At 53.6% G+C, this 18,798-nt stretch carries 18 protein-coding genes; all 18 read right to left on the reverse strand.

Translation table 11 applies throughout. The annotated features are described in order from the left end of the window. Positions 1-239 precede the first annotated feature (239 nt). Positions 240-1,760 carry a lysine--tRNA ligase gene (gene lysS, locus EH198_RS21960; protein WP_124697664.1) on the reverse strand — a complete coding sequence of 507 codons (1,521 nt, stop codon included), beginning with the start codon at positions 1,758-1,760 and terminating at the stop codon, positions 240-242. Positions 1,761-1,952: 192 nt separating this feature from the next. Then, entirely contained in the window at positions 1,953-2,432 is a 480-nt protein-coding gene (gene greA / locus EH198_RS21965; RefSeq protein ID WP_124697665.1) for a transcription elongation factor GreA, read from the reverse strand. Between the two features lie 199 nt (positions 2,433-2,631). After that, the gene (dusB, locus tag EH198_RS21970; protein WP_124697666.1) at positions 2,632-3,654 is read right to left on the reverse strand and encodes a tRNA dihydrouridine synthase DusB; all 1,023 of its coding nucleotides are present in this window, start codon (positions 3,652-3,654) and stop codon (positions 2,632-2,634) included. Positions 3,655-3,668: 14 nt separating this feature from the next. Further along, a complete protein-coding gene (locus EH198_RS21975; protein WP_025332621.1) occupies positions 3,669-3,881 on the reverse strand; it encodes a helix-turn-helix domain-containing protein in 213 nt (70 codons plus the stop codon). Continuing rightward, a complete protein-coding gene (folK, locus tag EH198_RS21980) occupies positions 3,833-4,381 on the reverse strand; it encodes a 2-amino-4-hydroxy-6-hydroxymethyldihydropteridine diphosphokinase (RefSeq protein ID WP_124697667.1) in 549 nt (182 codons plus the stop codon). The genes EH198_RS21975 and folK overlap by 49 nt, the downstream gene beginning before the upstream one ends. Before the next feature lie 10 nt (positions 4,382-4,391). Further along, positions 4,392-4,754, reverse strand: a complete 363-nt coding sequence (gene folB / locus EH198_RS21985) for a dihydroneopterin aldolase (protein ID WP_124697668.1) — start codon at positions 4,752-4,754, stop codon at positions 4,392-4,394. A gap of 23 nt (positions 4,755-4,777) precedes the next feature. Beyond that, positions 4,778-5,620 (reverse strand): dihydropteroate synthase, encoded by an 843-nt coding sequence (gene folP, locus EH198_RS21990; RefSeq protein ID WP_124697669.1) that lies wholly within the window; start codon positions 5,618-5,620, stop codon positions 4,778-4,780. Continuing rightward, positions 5,620-6,498, reverse strand: coding sequence for an aminotransferase class IV (locus tag EH198_RS21995; protein ID WP_124697670.1), 879 nt, complete (start codon positions 6,496-6,498; stop codon positions 5,620-5,622). The genes folP and EH198_RS21995 overlap by 1 nt, the downstream gene beginning before the upstream one ends. Next, a complete protein-coding gene (pabA, locus tag EH198_RS22000) occupies positions 6,495-7,076 on the reverse strand; it encodes an aminodeoxychorismate/anthranilate synthase component II (protein ID WP_124697671.1) in 582 nt (193 codons plus the stop codon). The genes EH198_RS21995 and pabA overlap by 4 nt, the downstream gene beginning before the upstream one ends. Then, entirely contained in the window at positions 7,073-8,767 is a 1,695-nt protein-coding gene (locus tag EH198_RS22005; RefSeq protein WP_246014501.1) for an anthranilate synthase component I family protein, read from the reverse strand. Before EH198_RS22005 ends, pabA begins: the two co-directional genes overlap by 4 nt. A 290-nt stretch (positions 8,768-9,057) precedes the next feature. Next, positions 9,058-9,996, reverse strand: coding sequence for a cysteine synthase A (cysK, locus tag EH198_RS22010; protein ID WP_124697673.1), 939 nt, complete (start codon positions 9,994-9,996; stop codon positions 9,058-9,060). A 240-nt stretch (positions 9,997-10,236) separates the two neighbouring features. Then, positions 10,237-11,172: a peptidyl-prolyl cis-trans isomerase gene (locus tag EH198_RS22015; protein WP_124697674.1), complete on the reverse strand. Its 936-nt coding sequence runs from the start codon at positions 11,170-11,172 to the stop codon at positions 10,237-10,239. 12 nt (positions 11,173-11,184) lie between these two features. Further along, the gene (gene hslO, locus EH198_RS22020; protein WP_124697675.1) at positions 11,185-12,066 is read right to left on the reverse strand and encodes an Hsp33 family molecular chaperone HslO; all 882 of its coding nucleotides are present in this window, start codon (positions 12,064-12,066) and stop codon (positions 11,185-11,187) included. Positions 12,067-12,101: 35 nt separating this feature from the next. Beyond that, the gene (locus tag EH198_RS22025) at positions 12,102-12,869 is read right to left on the reverse strand and encodes a type III pantothenate kinase (protein ID WP_124697676.1); all 768 of its coding nucleotides are present in this window, start codon (positions 12,867-12,869) and stop codon (positions 12,102-12,104) included. Beyond that, positions 12,866-13,741, reverse strand: a complete 876-nt coding sequence (gene nadC / locus EH198_RS22030) for a carboxylating nicotinate-nucleotide diphosphorylase (RefSeq protein ID WP_124697677.1) — start codon at positions 13,739-13,741, stop codon at positions 12,866-12,868. The genes EH198_RS22025 and nadC overlap by 4 nt, the downstream gene beginning before the upstream one ends. Then, complete coding sequence (gene nadB, locus EH198_RS22035) at positions 13,731-15,347, reverse strand: L-aspartate oxidase (RefSeq protein WP_124697678.1); 1,617 nt, start codon at positions 15,345-15,347, stop codon at positions 13,731-13,733. Before nadB ends, nadC begins: the two co-directional genes overlap by 11 nt. A gap of 40 nt (positions 15,348-15,387) precedes the next feature. Further along, positions 15,388-16,326 (reverse strand): quinolinate synthase NadA, encoded by a 939-nt coding sequence (gene nadA / locus EH198_RS22040; protein ID WP_124697679.1) that lies wholly within the window; start codon positions 16,324-16,326, stop codon positions 15,388-15,390. A gap of 317 nt (positions 16,327-16,643) precedes the next feature. Further along, on the reverse strand, positions 16,644-18,689 hold the full coding sequence (gene ftsH / locus EH198_RS22045; RefSeq protein ID WP_124697680.1) for an ATP-dependent zinc metalloprotease FtsH: 2,046 nt from the start codon (positions 18,687-18,689) through the stop codon (positions 16,644-16,646). Positions 18,690-18,798: the final 109 nt, after the last annotated feature.

An 18,798-nucleotide genomic window follows, 5' to 3' on the forward strand; every position in this document is an offset into this window, starting at 1 on the left:
CGCCTCTCAACTTCTCGTCAGCAGCAACTTTTATAATATATCATATCGGTCCGTTTAATGCAAGCTCTTTTTTTATTTCTTTTTGAAGCAGAACTCGTATTTCTTGGCCGGAATTAGAATATACCATATCTATTTAGAGATTGCAATAGTTTTATAGAATAAAATCAATAACCCAGGAAAGCCGGACACTTCGCCGCTTCCCTGGGTTATTAGTCTTCTATATAGATAGAACTCGTTCCTTATTCTCCTGCACGGTTGCGCATATGCGGGAACAGCAGCACATCACGAATGGATGCCGAGTCGGTCAGCAGCATAACGAGACGGTCGACGCCGATCCCAAGGCCGCCTGTCGGAGGCATGCCATATTCAAGCGCACGAATAAAGTCGTCATCCATCTCATGCGCTTCATCGTTGCCCTGCTCCTTCTCCTGAAGCTGAGCTTCAAACCGCTGGCGCTGGTCAATCGGGTCGTTCAGTTCGCTAAATGCATTAGCATGCTCGCGCGCTACGATGAACAGCTCGAAACGGTCGGTAAACCGCGGATCATGATCATTCTTTTTGGCGAGCGGCGAAATTTCGACAGGATGACCCGTTACAAACGTAGGCTGAATCAGCGTTTCTTCGACAAATTGCTCAAAGAAAGCATTAAGAATATGGCCGAAGGTCATATGCTTTTCTACCGGTACGCGATGCTCCTTGGCAAGCCGATGGGCTTCTTCGTCGGTCATATGCACACCAAAATCCACACCGGTTACTTCCTTAACTGCATCCACCATCGATACGCGGCGCCATTCAGGGGTCAAGTCGACCTCATGACCTTGGTAGTTGATTTTTTGCGTGCCCAGCACTTCCTGGGCGATATGCGCGATCAAACTCTCGGTCAGGCGCATGATATCCGTGTAATCTGCATAAGCCTCATAGAGCTCGATCATGGTGAACTCTGGATTGTGGCGGGTGGAAATGCCCTCGTTGCGATAGACGCGGCCGATTTCATATACCTTTTCCAGACCGCCGACGATGAGCCGCTTCAAATGCAGCTCGATAGCGATCCGCATGTACAGCTCCATTTCCAGCGTATTGTGGAAAGTAATGAATGGACGGGCGGCCGCGCCGCCTGCAATGGCATGAAGGGTAGGCGTCTCCACCTCCAGATAACCGAGCGAATCCAGGTAACGGCGCATGGACTGAATAATCCGTGAACGGGCGATAAAGGTCTGCTGAACCTCAGGGTTGATGATCAAATCGACATAACGCTGGCGGTAGCGCAGCTCGACGTCTTTGAGGCCGTTGTATTTATCCGGAAGCGGAAGCAGTGATTTAGTCAGCACTTCAAGCTCGCTCACCTTGATTGTGGTCTCTCCGGTCTTTGTCTTAAAGACGGTGCCGGTCACGCCGATAATATCTCCGAGATCAAGCACGCCAAATGCCGCATATTGGACTTCCGGCACGCTGTCCTGACGGACGTAAATTTGAATTTTACCGCTAAGATCCTGAATGTGGGCAAAGCTGGCTTTACCCATTGTCCGTTTGGCCATAATCCGACCTGCGACGCTTACATGAACGGCCTGCTCGTCCAGCTCTTCATGGGTCATTCCATCATATTTGGCTACAATATTTCCGGCATTATGCGAACGCTGGTACTTTTTGCCGAACGGATCGATCCCAAGTCCCCGAAGCTCGTCCAATTTGGCACGGCGAATCTGCAGCAGTTCGCTTAGCTCGCTCTCCGTACCCGCCTGGTTGCTGATTTCTTCACTCATTGCGTGTCATCCCTTCAAAAACAGATTTGAACCTTGTGTCGACCGTTCCTTTAGAACCCTAATCTTTCTTATATCCTGAAAAAAGCTTCCCTAAGGAAGCTTATCCAAACGGTTTCCCGTCTGCGTCAGTCCGGTATAATCAACCATCGCCGGCTGCGCAGTCGAGTGCGATCGGACGTTTAGGTCCGAAATTTATTTCATCTTAATATCAATGATTTTATATTGAATAACGCCTGCGGGCACGTTGACATCGACGACAGCGCCCTTTTTCTTCCCAATAATGGCTTTGCCAACCGGACTTTCATTGGAAATTTTGTTGTTAAGCGGATCGGATTCGGCAGAGCCGACGATCGTGTACTCCATGACATCCCCGAATTCCATGTCCTCTACGGAAACCGTTACTCCAACGCTGACGACCTCGGTGTTGATATCATCGCTGTTGATGATGCGGGCGTTGCGAAGCATTTTCTCCAAGGTAATGATGCGGCCTTCGATAAAAGCCTGTTCGTTCTTGGCATCTTCATACTCCGAGTTTTCGCTTATATCTCCATATCCGATAGCTACTTTAATCCGCTCGGCTACTTCGCGGCGCTTAACGGATTTGAGGTTCTCCAATTCCTCTTCCAGACGCTTGAGTCCGTCCGGGGTAAGGATGACTTCTTTATCGCTCATCTTAACCGATTCTCCTGTCGTATACATTTATTGAAAACACCATAACTATATGCGAATCCGAAGGGATGAGAACCCTCCGCTGCCTTGCACTATTTGAAACGGCGAATTTATACTGTGAAATTATATGGGAACCGTTACAAAATGTCAATGACAGCCTTCGTATCGTCCGGCGCATCCAAATAAAGCACGACAGCAGGCGTTATACCGCAGAAACGGACGCTTCAGCGCCTTCTACATCGCCCGATTCTTCTTCCGAAACCTTGTCGACAAAATCGCTTAAAATCCGCGCCATTTCGTCCCGTTTCGTTTCTTCCATAATAACATCCTTTACGCGGGCCGCGCCCTTCAGACCTTTCAAATACCAGGCCAGATGCTTGCGCATTTCGCGCACAGCCACCGCTTCGCCTTTCAGCGCGACCAGCCGGTCCATATGCAAAATGGCGACCTCGATCTTCTCTTTCGGGGATGGATCGGGCAGCAGCTCTCCGGTGCTTAGATACTGGACCGTGCGGTACAGCATCCACGGATTGCCGAGCGCGCCTCGACCGATCATCACTCCGTCGCAGCCGGTCTGATCCAGCATGGCTTTGGCATCCTGCGGCGTCTGCACATCGCCGTTGCCGATTACCGGAATAGACACAGCTTCCTTGGCCTGACGGATATAGCTCCAATCCGCATGTCCGGTGTACAGCTGCTCGCGCGTCCGTCCGTGCACGCTGATCGCCTGGCCTCCCGCCCGTTCCACCGCGCGCGCGTTGTCCACGACGTAAATATGCTCGCTGTCCCAGCCGATCCGCATTTTGACGGTCACCGGCTTATCGACAGCATCGACAACCGCGGAGACCATTTCATAAATCTTGTTCGGCTCAAGGAGCCAACGGGCGCCAGCATCGCATTTTGTTACCTTCGGCACGGGGCAGCCCATATTGATATCGATAATATCGGCGTTCGTTTCTTTATCGACTACCTTTGCCGCTTCTACAAGCGACTCGCGGTCCCCGCCAAAAATCTGCAAGCTCAGCGGTTTCTCGCGTTCGTCGACAAACAGCATTTCGCGTGTCCGCTTGTTGCCGTGCACAATCGCCTTGTCGCTGACCATTTCCGCGCAGACCAGGCCGGTTCCGAACTCTTTGGCGATCAGCCGGAAAGCCGGATTGCAGACGCCGGCCATAGGCGCGAGCACAACCTGGTTTTTCATTTCGATGTTGCCGATTTTAAGCATGCTATTCACTTCCTTTATATTGAGGATGAGTCGGTCAATTCCTTGACCCCGACCTCCAAAACTATCGCAATTTTATCTAAAATTTGATCTTCCAAACGTCGGTTTCCCCGCTCTACCGCTCCAAGCACAGCGAGCGAAATGCCGGCGCGGTCCGCCAGCTCCTGTTGAGTATAGCCCTTTAGCTTGCGGAATGCCCGAATCCGCCTTCCCACCCGCTTGTTGTCCACAACTTGATTCCTTCCCTTCCGTCTAACTTGCCCAGCGCGTCCGTTACTTTTTCCAAGAGCCCGGACGGTTCATCCTGCGGCACGATATCGCGGAGCGGAAAAAGCACGAATGCGCGTTCCAGCATACGGGGGTGCGGCAGAGTCAAATGCGGAGTATTCATAGTCTGTCCATCCATCCACAGCAAATCCAAATCCGCCGTCCGCGGACCGTTCTGTATCTCCCTCACCCGGCCCAGTTGATTCTCAATCTCCAGCATCACATCCAGCAGTATTTCAGGCATCAGCGACGTGCGAACGGCTGCCGCCATATTCAAAAAATTCGGCTGATCCAAATAACCGACAGGCTCGGTCTCGTATACGCCGGAACAGCGCATAACCTGAATATCTGCATGGGCATTAAGGAGGGTAAGCGCCTCTTTTAGACTTTTTTCGCGGTCTCCCAAATTGGCCCCTAAAGCAATATAAGCCTCTGACTGCTCAGAGGGGGAATGATTACTCATGAATCGGTTCTCACTTTCTCGTTCTGTACAGTTCCACGGTCACTCCCTGGAAATGAACGTCGAACGGCGGATGCGGCTTGGTCACCTTGACCGTTACCGCGTTGATAATAGTATAAGTGTCAAGTAAGGCAGATGCAATACGTTCTCCCAAAGCTTCAATTAACTTATAGGACTCCATTTCGACAATATTTTTAACCAAAGCATGCGCTTCAGCGTAGTTTACCGTCTGCTGGAGGTCATCGCTCAGTCCCGCTCCGCTTAAGTCCATTTCAAACTCCAAATCAATATAATAGCGCTGGCCCAGCTTGCGCTCCTCTTCAAAAACGCCATGGTAGCCATAATATTCCATGCGGTGAAGCTTCATTTTGTCCATTTTTCGGTGCCGCCTTTCGTTATTTATTGACCGGAGTAAGCAATGGCGTCGCACATCGTTACGGTCCGTTTGATCAGCCGCACATCGTGAACGCGTACAATTTGACAGCCCTGCGCGATGCCAAAAGCCACGGTTGCCGCAGTACCTTCGACCACATCGTCTACCGGCAGGTCAAGCGCCGTACGGATAAACCGTTTGCGCGACGTGGCAAGCAGCACGGGATAGCCGAGCTCGGCCAAAGAGTCAAGCGACATCATCGCCCGTAAATTTTCATGATAATCCTTGGCAAAGCCGATGCCGGGATCGAGGATGATTTTCTCCGCCTGGACTCCCGCCTGTAAAGCCAAATCGATGCTTTCACGCAGGTCTGCAATCATGTCGGCCTGTAAATCGGTATAATTCCGGTCGTGACGGTTATGCATCAAAATGATCGGACAGCCGGCTTCGGCGGCGACCTGTGCCATGAGAGGGTCGGCTTTGCCCCCCCAGATGTCGTTGATGATATGCGCTCCAGCGGCAATCGCCTGCTTCGCCACCTCCGCTTTATAGGTGTCGATCGATAGCGGAATTTGCGGCGCAGCGCGGTGAATTGCCTCAATAACGGGAAGGATTCGCGACAGCTCCTCGTCAGCGCTCACCGGTTCATGTCCGGGACGCGTCGATTCGCCGCCGATGTCGATAATGTCAGCGCCTTCCTCCGCCATCTGAAGCGCATGGCGGACGGCCGTTTCGGGCTTGTCCCAAAGTCCGCCGTCCGAAAAAGAATCCGGCGTGACATTCAGGATTCCCATGACCAAAGTCCGCGTTCCCAAAGCAAGTTCCGTCGGGCCGCAATTATATTTTCGCGAATAAAGTGTAGGCTTCATTACTCTCCGCCCGCTTTCTGTCGATATTTCTTGAGAAGCAAGGAAGTGATAGGACCAGCAGTCCCGCTTCCGACTGCCCTCCGTTCACTCTCTTTCCAAATAATGGTTACCGGTACGATCTCTTGAATCGAATTGGTCAAAAAAACTTCGTCCGCCGTACTCAGCATTTCCCATGGATACAATCCGGTTTCAACCTCTAGGCCTTCGCTCCGCGCAAGCGCCATCACCATTTCCCGGGTAATTCCCGGGAGTATGCCCGTAGACTCATCCGGTGTGAACAAACGGCCCTCTTTCACAAAAAACACATTGCTGACGATGCCCTCCGCCACTTCTCCGCGCTCGGTTAACATTAGGCCTTCGGCGCCGCGGGCCGCGGACGTGTAGAGTGACAGCTCTCTTTTGGCTAAAATATTATTCATATAATGCAGCGACTTGAAGCGCACCTTGCCTTCCGGCGTATTCCGGCGCAGCTTGAGCAGCTGCAGCTCTTTGCCGTTCGTATCCAGCTCGGCGGGGCGCTGCGGCAGCGCCTTGGCGAACAGCACCTGATTCGGATGCATATAGTCTCCCATAGGAAGACCCAAAGCATCCTCGCCGGCAGTTATAGTAAAACGGACATAAGCTTCTTGCAGCCCGTTCCGTTTCATGAGCTTCCTGGCCCAGTCCGTCAGGGCGGCAGTGTCGGGCTCATAAGGAATGCCGAGCTGGCGGCAGCCTTCCGCCATACGTTGCAGGTGCCGCTCCAGCAAAAAAGGTCTACCGCCGTATGTCCGAAACGTCTCGAACAGGCCGATGCCGTACAAAAAGCCGTGATCCCTGACGGAAACCACGGCATCCGCGGCGTCGACGACGCCGCCATTAACTCCTATATAGTTCATACCGTCTTTCCGGCTTTTCGCTTCAGGAAATTGCGCAGCATCGTATGGCCGTGATCGGTAATAATCGACTCCGGATGGAACTGCACGCCCTCAATCGGATACTCCTTATGGCGAAGTCCCATAATCTCGCCTTCCGCTGTTTCGGCCGTAATTTCCAAACAGTCGGGAAGGCTCTCGCGCTCCACAAGCAGAGAATGATACCGGGTCGCGGTAAACGGCGATTCCAATCCCTCGAAGACAGAGCCTCCTTTATGATGGATCGGCGAGGTTTTGCCATGCATCAGACGCTCCGCGCGAATGACATTGCCGCCGAATGCCTGTCCGATCGCCTGATGGCCGAGGCAAACGCCGAAGATCGGGATTACTCCTTTAAAATGGTCAATCAGTTCGAGACTGATGCCCGCCTCATTCGGTGTACACGGTCCCGGAGAGATCAGAATATGATCCGGGGCCATCTTTTCAATCTCTTCGATGCTGATTTCATCGTTGCGGCGCACCTCGACCTTCTCGCCCAGCTCTCCCAAATACTGCACGAGATTATACGTAAAAGAGTCATAGTTGTCGATAACCAGTATCATCTTTCTTTCGCTCCCTCCGCGCCGCCGCCCATCCGCTTCTCCCATGCCGCCTCGCTGCACAGGACCGCCTTGACGATGGCTTTGGCTTTATTGTGGCATTCCCGGTATTCGCGGTAAGGATCGGAATCGATCACAATGCCCGCGCCCGTCTGAATATAACCTGTTCCGTCCTTTACGACAAGCGTTCGTATAATAATATTTAATTCCATATTGCCGCCGTAGTCAATCCAGCCTATTGAACCCGTATATGGACCGCGCCGGACCGGCTCCAGTTCCTCGATAATCTCCATCGTCCTTACCTTCGGCGCTCCCGTAATCGTTCCGCCCGGAAACATCGCCGCGATGGTATCGTAAGCGTCCTTGCCTTCAGCGATCCTCCCATTGACCTGGGAGACCAAATGCATGACATGCGAGTATCGCTCCACGGTCATCAGCTCAGGTACGTGAACCGAGCCATACGCAGAGACGCGGCCGATGTCGTTGCGCTCCAGATCGACGAGCATAATATGCTCGGCCGTCTCTTTGACGCTCCCGCGCAGCTCCGCCTCCATGGCGGCGTCCTCCGCGGGAGTCAGGCCCCTGCGCCGGGTGCCGGCGATTGGCCGCGCGCTCACCTTGTCCCCGTGCAGCTTGACGAGCAGCTCCGGCGAAGCGCTGGACAGCGCGAAGCCGGGCGAGCGCAGCAGCCCCATGTACGGGGACGGGTTGAGCCTGCGCAGCCACTCGTACACCTCCTCCGGCGAGGAGTTCAGCTTCGCTTCCTGCCGAAGCGAAAGGTTCACCTGGAATACATCGCCCTGGCGGATGTATTCCTGGATATCCAGCACAGCCTGCTGGAACTTCTCCCTGGTGAAGGCCGAGGACATCCCCGGCCATTCGCCGGATTCGGCCTCTGCGGGGATATCCGGAACATGCGGATTTTCCACATCGGCTTCTCGAGCAGCCTCAGCCGCGTCGCATATTTCCCGCCACTGCCTTAGCATTCCCTCTGCTTTGTCCAGCGACTCTTCGTAAAGCGCCTTGAGTCCTTCAACGGACACGGCTCCCGAGGGAGGATTCGCGGAAGGAGTCTCCCCCTCATAAGCCTCGTTCCATGGAGTTTCTTGTCCAATGCGATCCTCTGAAGGGATTAAGGTGTGTACCGCGCAGTACAACTGATCCTCCTCATGGTCGTAAATCCATATCTCATCCAGCCGCATCCAGAGATAATCGGAAAATCCAGGGTTATCCTCCGAAGCGGCAGGCAGACGCTCCAGCGAGCGGACCACATCATACGACAGAAAGCCGACGCAGCCCCCCGCAAATGGCGGAAGGATGGAATTATCCGGACGGGGAGCGGTAAAAGGCGCCATCCATCGGCGCAGCACCTCTAGCGGCGCACCCTCAAGCACCCCGGTTTCTACTTCGGGCGAGCTGCCCGCTCCCGAATCACAGCCGCCAGTGATCCGCAGCACCTCGGCGCGCTCCCCTTTGCCTGTCAGCACAGACGAAGGGCGCAATCCGAGATACGTATAGCGTCCTCCCTTTCCGCTTTCCAATACTACGGAATAAGGCGTTGCGATTTCCCATGCTTTTTTCCAAGAGCGGGGCAGTCCGCCCGGTCCATGCTGCGATCGTATGATCAGAGGCAGGGTATTCCAGCCTTCGCCGGACCACTGCTCCCATTCCTTCCATCCCGCAACGATCTCCAAGTTCATCCTCCTAAACGCTCAATAGCTATTTGCCTGTCAGTATACTGTATTTTCGCCAATTTTGAAAAGCCTAACCGCAAGGGCCGCTTATTTTTGCCGGGTAAGAATGGCTGTAGAGTTCATAATACGGAATAAGCTAGAACCGATAGGCCCAATACCAAACGGCAAGCCCAGAGCTAAAGCGCGAAGCTTATGCTTTTCCAAAATAAAGAAGAACCTTCAACGACCGCTCACAGGCGGAAGTCAAAGGCTCTTTGCGCATTACTTTAAATTATCGATAAAAAAATCAATTAAGCTTCGTAGTTGTACAGCGGCGTGCTGAGGTAACGTTCGCCGTTACTAGGAACAATCGCAACGACGCGTTTGCCGGCGCCCAGTTCTTTGGCGATTTTGATCGCTGCGAAAATGGCGGCTCCCGAAGAGATACCGGACAGAATGCCCTCTTCCTTCGCTACACGGCGCGCCGTTTCAAAAGCTTCATCATTTTCTACATGAATGATTTCATCGTAAACATTTTGGTTCAGAATTTCAGGAATAAAGTTGGCTCCGATACCCTGAATTTTATGAGGACCCGGTTTGCCGCCCGCAAGAATTGGCGAAGCCGCAGGCTCTACCGCATAGATCTTAATGTCCTGATATTTCTCCTTCAGCACTTCGCCGGCGCCGGTGATCGTTCCGCCTGTACCGATACCCGCAATAAAGGCGTCCAGAGATCCGCCGATCGAATCGATCGCTTCTACGATTTCCGGTCCCGTCGTTTCGCGGTGAATCTTCACGTTGGCCGGATTCTTGAACTGCTCGGCAACAAAGTAGCTAGGATTCTCGGCCAGAATGGCTTCGGCTTTCTTGACCGCGCCGTTCATGCCTTCCGATCCCGGAGTCAGAACCAATTCCGCGCCATAAGCGCGAAGCAGGTTGCGACGCTCCAAGCTCATCGTCTCAGGCATAACGATAATAGCTTTGTATCCTTTAGCCGCAGCTACCATTGCCAGACCGATACCCGTATTGCCGCTGGTCGCTTCCAAAATCGTATCTCCCGGTTTCAGGCGGCCTTCCTTTTCGGCTTCTTCCACAATGCTGACTGCAATCCGGTCCTTAACGCTGGAACCCGGATTCTGGTATTCGAGCTTCACATAAACTTCCGCTGCGCCTTCCGGCACAATCCGGTTCAAGCGTACAAGCGGAGTTCCTCCAATAAGCTCGGTTACATTGTTGACCACTTTAGACATGAGCAAAAACCTCCTAAGAATGATTAATAAGATAAAAGAATGCGTAACTTGTGACATAAGTCTTCAGCATTTGCCCCTTGGGTCATCAACGGCCGCCCTTCGTTTAACATTGGTCATGCCGGGTCTGCCCCCGAAAGTATAGAAAACGCCGCGCGCCAAGCCCCACGCTGTACGGCGGATGATGTAGGTCCGCCGTCCTAATCCGACTAAATCAGTAGGTTTTACGTTAATCTCATCTTATCAATCTTGAAGTCCCTTGTCAACATCTATTGCTACTCCATATTTGGCGCGCAAATCATCCTCGACCTGCTGCAGCGGCGGAGCCTTCTCCAAGGCAAGCTCCTTGCGGACCTGATCCCTGATTTCCCGGTCGTCCGGCATCTGCGGAACGGTTACTTTGTCCGTTTGGATCACGGCATAACCGCCCTCAATCTGAAACGGACCGGCAACATCTCCGGGATTTAGCCCTGCCGCTGTCTTGAGCAGTTCCTGCGGCCAAAAAGGATCGTCTTCCTCCACCATGCCGACCCGGCCTCCGTGAAGTCTGCTGTCCTCGTCAATAGAAATCTCTTTTGCCAAATCCGCAAAATCTTCCCCGGCTTCCAACCGGTCCAAGGCCCGCTCCGCTTCAATATAGGAACTAACCTTGATGATCGACAGCCCGATCTCCTTGACGGGCCGGAACCGGTCCGGATTCTGCTGCAAATACTCATCGATTTCCCCGTCGCTAATTACAATTCCGGCCGTTGCCACCGCCTGCAGCCTGAGTCTGTATGCGGTTTCTTCCCGGACTTCCTCCTTGGACATGCCAAGCTCCGATTCCATCTGCGCATAATACTGCTCCTCCGAACCGTATCCGGAAGCCGCCGACTTCAGTTCCCGGTCGACTTCCTGATCGGAGATGGATATCCCGAGCTTCTTGGCCTCGGCCCCCACCGCAATCCGGTTAAGCATCGCGAGCAGCACTTCGTCGCCATGTCTCTTTTGAAGCTCATCTTGCCACTGCCGCTGCGTAACGGATTGGCCCGCCACCTTCGCTATTCTTTTTCCGCCTTCATCGTCCCCGTCCGTTCCTTGTTCCTTCCGCCATTCCCATATGAGAAGGACGGCAAGAAGTAGGATGAACCCGGCCAGAACGAGAACGGCCTTGCGCAGAGCGCATTCCTGTCTCGTCATCCCCACACGATCCTATTTCGCTTGATTGAGAATTTCCTGCAGTTCGGTCTTGTTGAAAGAGTAGGCTTCATTACAGAAGTGGCATACCACTTCGGCCTTGCCGTCATCCTCGATGATCTGCTCCAGTTCATATCTGCCCAGGCTTACCAGGGTCTGCTCCACCCGCTCGCGGGAGCAATGACATTTAAACGTGATCGCCATTTCGTCCAGCACTTCCGTATCGGGCAAAATTTGGCGCAGCATTTCCTCCGGTTCCATTCCCTGATCCAGCAGTGCCGTGACCGAAGGGGTCGAACTTAATTTTTTTTCGATTTCCGTAATCTCCTCATCGCTCAAGCCCGGCAGAAGCTGAATAATAAAACCGCCCGCCACCTTGACGCTGTTGTCCGCTTCGACCAGCACGCCGAGCCCGACCGCGGAATTCGTCTGCTCCGACACGGCAAAGTAATACGTGAAATCGTCGCCAAGCTCGCCGGAAACAATCGGCACACTGCCGCGGTAAGGCTCTTTCAGGCCGAGATCCTTAATCACATGGATAAAGCCCTCGGTTCCAACTGCTCCCGCCACGTCCAGCTTGCCAAGACTGTTGCTTGGCAGATGAACATGAGGATTCTGGACATATCCGCGAACTTCCCCTTCCGCATTTGCCTCTGCGACAATTTGCCCGATCGGACCGTTTCCTTTGACCTGTATATTGATCATTTCCCTGCCCTTGAGCATGGCTCCCATCATGGCGGCTGCGGTAACCGTGCGTCCGAGTGCTGCCGTTGCCGTCGGATACGTATCATGTCTGCGCTGCAGCTCTGCTGTAAGTTCTGTCGTACGAACCGCAAAAGCCCGTACCCTGCCCTCCAGTGCCGTTCCCCGAACCAACCGGTCCTTTTTATTCTGCATGGGTGCCTAGCCCTCCTGTTCTCAATTCAATCGAGTTATTGATTGCGAGCGTAAATGATGCGCAGTCCTTCCAGCGTAAGCATCGAATTGACCTCGTCAATGCACTCCGTCTCGCCCGCAATCAGCGGCGCCAGTCCGCCTGTCGCGATAACCTTCAGTTCGGGAGCGTTCATCTCGGACTTGATTCGCCTTACAATCCCTTCAACCTGTCCGGCATAGCCGAAAATAATACCGGCCTGCATCGCATGCACGGTATTCCGGCCGATGACTTTCTTGGGCTTCTCCAACTCGATTCTGGGGAGCTTGGATGCTCTCTGATATAACGCCTCGGTAGATATACCGATGCCCGGCACGATGGCACCTCCAAGATAATTGGCGCTGCCGTCGATACAGTCGAACGTCGTGGCGGTTCCGAAGTCGACAACGACGAGCGGACATTGATAGCGCTCAATGGCGGCCACGGCGTTCACAATCCGGTCCGCGCCGACTTCCCGGGGGTTCTCATAACGCAGATTGAGCCCGGTCTTGATTCCGGGCCCCACTACCAGCGGCTCTTTGCCGATATATTTCACGCACATCTCCACGATCACGTGCACCAGCGGAGGAACGACGGAAGAAATGATCACACCTTCCACATTTTTCACAGAAAGACCCGACATGTTAAACAAGTTGTAAATCAAAATCCCGTATTCATCCGCGGTCGATTGACGCGCCGTGCTGAGCCGGAAATGGTGCAGGAGTTCCCGCTGCCGGTAAACCCCAAGCACAATATTCGTATTGCCGATATCCACGGCCAGCATCATGATAAAGCGCCCTCCTTCTTCGCATTTAGATCCAGACTGATATCCAAACTGGAAAAAGAATAGGTGAGCCGTCCGACGGAAATCACATCAACGCCTGTTTCGGCGATACCGCGAACCGTTTCCAGCGACACATTGCCCGAGGCTTCCGTCTTCACATGCGGCGCCTTCGTCTTAATTCTGCGCACGGCCTCTGTCATTAATGCAAGGGACATATTATCCAGCATAATAATATCCGCGCCTGCGGCCAGCGCTTCCTCTACCTGTTCCAGGCTTTCGGCCTCAACTTCAATTGTCATCGTATGCGGAATATTAGCACGGGCTCTGCTGACGGCCTTCTGAATGCCGCCGGCCCCCTTGATATGGTTATCTTTAATCATTACGGCATCGTATAAGCCGAACCGGTGATTGGCGCCGCCGCCGATGCGTACGGCGTATTTCTCCAGAATCCGGTGTCCCGGCGTTGTCTTGCGCGTGTCGACCAGCCTCGCCGGCAGCCCTTCGAGCGCCTGCACAAACGAAGCCGTCCGCGTAGCCACACCCGAGAGCCGCTGCATCAAATTCAGAGCAAGCCGCTCTCCGGTCAAAATCGCATGAGTGCTGCCCTCGACCTCCGCGAGCACGGTTCCTTTTGCCACCCGTTCTCCTTCCTTCACCAGTGCAGTGAAGGACAGGTTTGGGTCAACAACCTCGAATACCAGCTCCGCGACTGGAATGCCGCATACCACGCCTTCTTCTTTTGCATGAATAATACCCTTGGACTGATGTCCGGGCGCAATCGTCGTCAGCGTCGTCACATCTCCGGAGCCAACATCTTCTTTTAGCCAATTCTTGATCGATTGCACCAGTTGTTCATTGTAACCGTTAAACATCATCGCTTGTCTCCTCCACTATGCCCAGTTCGCGAATCTGGAGCAAATGCTTACGCCAATACTCATCATCCCGCTGCGGAAAATCTTCCCGGTAATGAGCCCCCCTGCTTTCCTCGCGCGCCAGCGCCGATTCCGTAACAAGCAGGCTGCAGATCAGCATGTTGGCGAATTCATAATCTTCACGTTTGGTCAGCGCTCCTCCAAAAATCGGCAGCTGACGGTTCAACTCTTCAAGTCCTTTGTGCAGCATCTCTTCATTCCGCCGCAGTCCGACATAGCGTACCATGATCTTCTGCAGCTTCAGGCGGCGCTCCACCATGGCCTGTGTCGGATGCTCCTGACGGCCCAAATCACAACCCGCGGATATATGCGTCTTGTTCAGCTTCGGCAGGCAGCGGACCCGCTCGATAATGCGCCGCCCGAAGACGATCGCCTCCGAAAGAGAGTTACTGGCCAGCCGGTTTGCGCCGTGCACGCCCGTGGACGATACCTCGCCGCAGGCAAAAAGCCGCGGAATGCTGCTCTCCCCGTTCAAATCGGTCTTGATGCCCCCCATCATATAATGCGCAGCCGGAGCGACCGGAATCCAGTCGCTTGTGATGTCCAAACCGTAGCCGATGCAAGTCTTATATATCGTCGGGAATCGATGCTTCACCATATCCGCGGATTCATGGGTAATATCCAAATAGACAAAGGTCGATTTCGTTTCTTCCATCTCGCTGACAATCGCCCGGGCAACAACGTCGCGGGGCGCCAGCTCAAGCAGATCATGGTATTTCTCCATGAAGCGCTCACCCTTGATATTGCGCAGCACAGCCCCTTCGCCCCGAACCGCCTCCGATATCAAAAACCGGGGAGCGCCGGGATAACTGAGCGCCGTCGGGTGGAATTGAATAAATTCCATATCCCGGATATGTGCCCCCGCCCGGTATGCGATTGCTACTCCGTCGCCCGTCGCAATCTCGGGATTGGTTGTATAGCGGTACAATTGACCCGCTCCGCCGGAGCAGAGGACTGTCGCATCGCCCTTCAAAAAAAGGCGTTCTCCGTTCGGCTTTTGTACAAGCGCTCCAACGCACTCACCGTCATCGGTTATCAGATCGATCACGAAATGGTCGTCCCATACCTCAATATTGTGGTGTTCCAATACCTGCTGCACCAACGCGCGCACAATTTCATAGCCGGTTGCGTCTCCATTCGCATGCAGAATCCGCCGGTGGCTATGCGCCCCTTCCTGCGTCAGCGCCAAAACGCCGTCCTCCTTGTCAAACAGCGTTCCAAGCCGTATCAGTTCGCGTACGCCTTCCGGGCCTTCATTCACGAGCGCATCTACGGATGCCGAGGAGCACAGCCCGGCGCCGGCCATTAAAGTGTCCTGCCGATGGTATAGCGGCGAATCGTCCTCCGCGATTACGGCGGCGATCCCTCCTTGAGCATAACGCGTGTTGCTCTCCATCAGCGACTTCTTCGTAATCATAATGACCCGCCGATCCTCACTGGCCTTGATAGCTGTGAACAGTCCAGCGATGCCGGAGCCGATGACGATGCAATCTGTTTCTACGGTTGGAAGCTCCCGCAGGTCGAAATCAACCAAATATTGTGGAATCATGACCGCTTATTCACCTGTTTCAATGAAAGAGTAGCGCATGCTACCGGACTTGTAGCATGCGCTCTAGGGAATTTCTGGCTTTGTCTGCGACAGCGGGCGGCACATAAATCTGCGGCTTCATCGTCTCCAGGCATTTTACCAATTTTTTGAGATTGTTGACTTTCATATTAGGGCAGACCAGGAACTTGGAGGCAAAATGGAAGTGTTTATCGGGACTGTCCTTGCGCAGCTGATAGCCTGTGCCGTCCTCGGTCCCCACGATAAATTCCTGAACGTCCGATTTCTTGCAGTAATCGATAATGGCGGTAGTGCTGCCGACAAAGTCGCCCATAGCCACGACTTCCGGCCGGCACTCGGGGTGAACGACAAACTCGGCATTCGGATACTTGGCCTTCATTTCCACAACATCCTTGACCGTAAGCATATCATGGGTATTGCAGTAGCCTTCCCAAATGATCAGCTTCTTGCCGGTTTTCTCCTGAACGTAGTGGCCCAGATTCTTATCCGGAACCCAGATGATTTCTTCCGCATCCAGCGACTCGATAACCCGAACGGCATTGGCGGAAGTACAGCATATATCCGTCTCCGCTTTGATTTCGGCAGAGGAGTTGATATAGGTGACCACTTTGGCGTTCGGATGCTTCGCTTTCAGCTTGCGAAGACCGTCCACGTTGACCATGTCGGCCATAGGGCAGCCGGCGCGTTCATCGGGAATAAGGACCGTCTTGTCAGGCGCCAAAATTTTGGCGCTTTCACCCATAAAGTGAACGCCGCAGAACACAATGACTTCCGCATCCGTCGCCGCGGCCTTTTGAGCCAGTAAAAAAGAGTCCCCCCGGAAATCGGCAACTTCCTGAATTTCATCGCGCTGGTAATAATGAGCCAAGATGATAGCATTCCGTTCCTTCTTCAGCTGTTCAAGACGTTCACGCAGTTCACGGTTCTGTTCTTGCTTGCGCTCCAGCGCCAGAGCTTCCACGGTACAATTTCCCCCTTATGTTGACGGCCCTCTCGCCGGCATATTAAATCTGCATAACCAAAATGTTAAAAGTAATTCTGCGTTTTGTAAACGATATATAGTTCGTAATATTTATCACTAATGTACACAACGTTCTACGCCCTGTCAATCCAATGGATACACTCTACAAAAGAGGCGAATTCCGGGAGCTTGCTTCATTGCCGGGCCTTAAAGCCGATTATTGCAGCGCAGCTTAACCTTCACATATTCCAAAAAAATCCGGAGAACGACTTCGTTCTCCGGATCAGATTGTTGTTTGACTTGCAACAAAATTTCGATTAGCTCAGGCTTGCTCCGCCGCCCTTGCCGTCGTCATTTCCGTCCTCTCCGCCTTGCTGCGGATTGTTCGGAATGTCTTTTGGCGAGTCGCCCAGCGTAGCATGAGGCTCCTCGGATTTGCCTTGAATGCGCACTCTTACGTCGCCGATTGAATCGATAACCGGCTCTGCGCTTTCATTCGCTACACTATCCACCGGCTTACCGTCTTCCGTCAGATAGCCCTGTTCGATCAGCTCTTTGATCTGATCAAGCTCCAGCGTCTCTTTCTCGAGCAGTGTACCGGCGATCAGGTGCATTTCCTTCGCGTGCTCTTTCAACAGCGCTTTGCATCGGTCATAGCAATCCGTGATAAACCGCTGCATTTCCTGGTCGATTTCGTAAGCGATCGAGTCGCTGTAATTCTGCTCGTGTCCGATATCCCGGCCCAAGAATACTTGGCCTTGGGAAGTGCCGAACTGCATCGGACCGAGCTTCTCGCTCATGCCGTATTCCATAATCATGCTGCGCACGATGCGCGTTGCCTGCTGGAAGTCGCTGTATGCGCCTGTGCCGATCTCGCCGATGAACATTTCCTCGGCTACCCGGCCGCCGAGCAATCCGGTTACCTTATCAAGCAGCTCCTGCTTCGTAACCAGCATGCGGTCTTCCTTCGGAAGCATAATGACATATCCGCCGGCGCGTCCGCGCGGGATGATCGTCACCTTGTGAACCATATCGGCGTGTTCCAGGAAGTATCCGGCGATCGTATGCCCGGCTTCGTGGTAAGCAACGATCCGTTTTTCGCGGTCGCTGATTACGCGGCTGCGCTTCTCGGTGCCGACGATGACGCGGTCGATGGCCTCATCCACTTCCTTCATGGAGATATCCTTGCGGTTGCGGCGGGCGGCGAGCAGCGCCGCTTCATTCAGCAGATTCTCCAAATCCGCCCCGGTGAAACCGGTTGTGCGCTTGGCGATGACGTCAAGCTTCACATCCTTGGTCAGCGGCTTGTTGCGGGAATGGACCTTAAGTACGGCCTCGCGGCCTTTCACGTCAGGGCGGTCAACCGTAATCTGACGGTCAAAGCGTCCCGGACGAAGCAGCGCGGGATCGAGGATGTCGGCGCGGTTGGTAGCCGCGACGATGATAATGCCTTCATTGCCGCCGAATCCGTCCATCTCGACGAGCAGCTGGTTGAGCGTCTGTTCGCGCTCGTCATGCCCGCCGCCAAGTCCGGCGCCGCGCTGGCGGCCGACGGCGTCGATTTCATCGATAAAAATGATACAAGGCGCGTTCTTCTTCGCGTTCTCGAACAGGTCGCGTACCCGCGAAGCGCCGACGCCGACGAACATTTCCACAAAGTCGGAACCGGAGATGCTGAAGAACGGAACGCCCGCTTCCCCCGCTACAGCGCGGGCAAGCAATGTTTTACCGGTACCCGGAGGACCTACAAGCAGCACCCCTTTAGGAATGCGCGCGCCAACGGCGGCGAATTTACGGGGATCTTTCAGGAATTCGACGACTTCGACAAGCTCTTGCTTCTCTTCGTCGGCTCCGGCTACATCTTCAAAGGTGACCCGCTTCTTCTCTTCATTGTAAAGACGTGCTTTGCTCTTGCCGAAATTCATCACCTTGCCGCCGCCGCCCTGCGCCTGATTGAACAGGAAGAAGAACAGGATAAACATAATGACAAGCGGTATGATCGAGGAAAGGAAGGTCAGCCAGATGCTGTCGCCCTCCATTTTCTTCTGGGTGAACGGAATGTTGTTAGCCTGACTGGCGTCAGCCAATTCATTAATGGCCGCGTCCGTAGGAGGAATGTATGTGGAGAAGCTTTCCGATTTAGCCCATCCCGGCTTCTGTTTATAAGCGCCGGTTACATTAAAGGCATTGCCTTCGAACTGAACCGTCAAATCCTTCACATTATTACTCTTAAGCTCCTGCCGTAGCTGGTCATATCTAGGGAAATCGGCGGCTTCATTTCCATTGCTGACGAATTGGACAATGCCCACCACGACTAGAAATAAAATCAAATAAAAACCAGAATTTCGGATGAACCGATTCATCCCCTACCTCCTCTCGCAACACTTAAGTTATTGTACCATAGCCTATCGGAGCACCTCAAATAGAGGCGACTTTAGGTAAATGATCCGGAAGACCAAGGCTATCAATGGG

Origin of the sequence: Paenibacillus rhizophilus, assembly GCF_003854965.1 — a bacterium.
GTDB lineage: Bacteria > Bacillota > Bacilli > Paenibacillales > Paenibacillaceae > Paenibacillus_AQ > Paenibacillus_AQ rhizophilus.

Coding starts and splice junctions, on each gene's coding strand:
- dusB (WP_124697666.1), bottom strand. CDS start 3,654: ATGCTTAAAATCGGCAACATCGAAATGAAAAACCAGGTTGTGCTCGCG.
- nadC (WP_124697677.1), bottom strand. CDS start 13,741: ATGATGTTTAACGGTTACAATGAACAACTGGTGCAATCGATCAAGAAT.
- cysK (WP_124697673.1), bottom strand. CDS start 9,996: ATGTCTAAAGTGGTCAACAATGTAACCGAGCTTATTGGAGGAACTCCG.
- folK (WP_124697667.1), bottom strand. CDS start 4,381: ATGAGTAATCATTCCCCCTCTGAGCAGTCAGAGGCTTATATTGCTTTA.
- pabA (WP_124697671.1), bottom strand. CDS start 7,076: ATGATACTGGTTATCGACAACTATGACTCTTTTACGTATAATCTCGTG.
- ftsH (WP_124697680.1), bottom strand. CDS start 18,689: ATGAATCGGTTCATCCGAAATTCTGGTTTTTATTTGATTTTATTTCTA.
- EH198_RS22015 (WP_124697674.1), bottom strand. CDS start 11,172: ATGACGAGACAGGAATGCGCTCTGCGCAAGGCCGTTCTCGTTCTGGCC.
- EH198_RS21995 (WP_124697670.1), bottom strand. CDS start 6,498: ATGAACTATATAGGAGTTAATGGCGGCGTCGTCGACGCCGCGGATGCC.
- hslO (WP_124697675.1), bottom strand. CDS start 12,066: ATGCAGAATAAAAAGGACCGGTTGGTTCGGGGAACGGCACTGGAGGGC.
- EH198_RS22025 (WP_124697676.1), bottom strand. CDS start 12,869: ATGATGCTGGCCGTGGATATCGGCAATACGAATATTGTGCTTGGGGTT.
- folB (WP_124697668.1), bottom strand. CDS start 4,754: ATGGACAAAATGAAGCTTCACCGCATGGAATATTATGGCTACCATGGC.
- greA (WP_124697665.1), bottom strand. CDS start 2,432: ATGAGCGATAAAGAAGTCATCCTTACCCCGGACGGACTCAAGCGTCTG.
- nadB (WP_124697678.1), bottom strand. CDS start 15,347: ATGATTCCACAATATTTGGTTGATTTCGACCTGCGGGAGCTTCCAACC.
- lysS (WP_124697664.1), bottom strand. CDS start 1,760: ATGAGTGAAGAAATCAGCAACCAGGCGGGTACGGAGAGCGAGCTAAGC.
- folP (WP_124697669.1), bottom strand. CDS start 5,620: ATGAAGCCTACACTTTATTCGCGAAAATATAATTGCGGCCCGACGGAA.